The 1360-nt window shown below is 34.5% G+C and carries 1 protein-coding gene; it reads right to left on the bottom strand.

Going from position 1 to position 1360, the window contains the following annotated elements; all coding sequences use genetic code 11:
• Positions 1–1331, bottom strand: a 1331-nt coding sequence (locus AC1DPQ_RS27835) for a lanthionine synthetase LanC family protein (protein ID WP_477611580.1), incomplete at its 3' end; no start/stop codon positions are given.
• Positions 1332–1360 lie beyond the last annotated feature (29 nt).

Here is a 1360-nt window from a genome sequence, read left to right as displayed (position 1 = left end):
GTACCAGTCTGGCCGTTAAACCGCTTAAATTCAACATTATTGCATAAGATAAAATTATTATCTTTTAATAGCTTTTTGATTTCATAATTGCCCGATGGCATGATATTTCCTACCAACTCCACTGATCCAAAATATTGCCCCTCCATGTAAAAAACATTGTCAAGAGCCAATTTTAGCCTGAACTTTTCATGCCGGAAAAAAGTTTCCGTAACAATATCTTTTGAAAGCATTATTAATTCTTCAATCTGTATGCGCAAGAATTCAATTTCATTTTTAATCCGCCCTTCTTTAAATAAATTAAAAAAAGTTTTCGATAAAATATTGAAAGATTCAGCCGAAATTTTATCGAAATTTTCGGGGTGCATATTTTTCGCAATAGCTTTGAGAAAAATTTCCATAAAATTAATCTCTGTTTTATTGCTCTTGAGATTAATTTTAGGTAACAGTATCGAAGATTCTTTTTCATTTAGCATAAAAATAAAGAAGTAACCGATACCTGAAAGCCCAAGGAATAAGCTAGGGTCTACACGTTTGTCTATATGCGTAAATGTAGTATAGTAACCTTTATTTATTGACTTAGATAAAAGAATGTACCGTGCAAATTCTTCGGGAACCATTTTATACCTTCCATACCTTTTTTTTCTCTGATTCAAAAAAACAAAGGCATTCCCGGCAATTCCATGACACAGTCCCAATGAAGGACGAGCCATTCTATTACCCTTTGGCAGAACTGTTTTCTTTAAGGCATTGTTAATTTTAAGTTTTTCATCCGTTATCACGTCCCTTCCGTTTCCTAAAACAGATTGCCTCAAAAGACCAATTCCTGGAGCACCGTGACACCAAGACACACAATCGATTACCTTTTTATCGGATAAGGAAGGAAATCTATAATTATCATCAACTTCTTTTTTTAACCTGTAATCGGGCCAATTGTTGATTTCTTTATTAAAATGCCTATTTTCATAATCAAAACAGATGGACGCGATTACTAAAAGATTATCGTCATTGAATAGCTTGCTTAATTCATGAAAAACAAATCCGTAGCCCGCATTGCCATGTGATAAGCCACATAACGGCGCCATACTGTGCGGTTTCCATCCCCAGAATATTCCCGTTTTATTTATGGACAGATCCTCAATTAGTTTAACAGCTCCCATTTTGATTCCTTCAAGAATATCAGATTCCGGAATGATATCATGAATTTGAATGAGCCCAATTAACGTTCCAGCTAAACCACCCAAAAAGTCGTGTTTTTTTATTGGATTGTTAAAATCGCAGATAGCTGCACGAGAAATATCAAGACTATGTTTGGTATACTTTTCATTATTCAAAAGTTTTCCGCACAACGCAAAGACATAGG

This window comes from Pedobacter sp. 01T416_2 (genome assembly GCF_056398925.1).
This window is presented reverse-complemented; position numbering and strand designations above follow the sequence as displayed.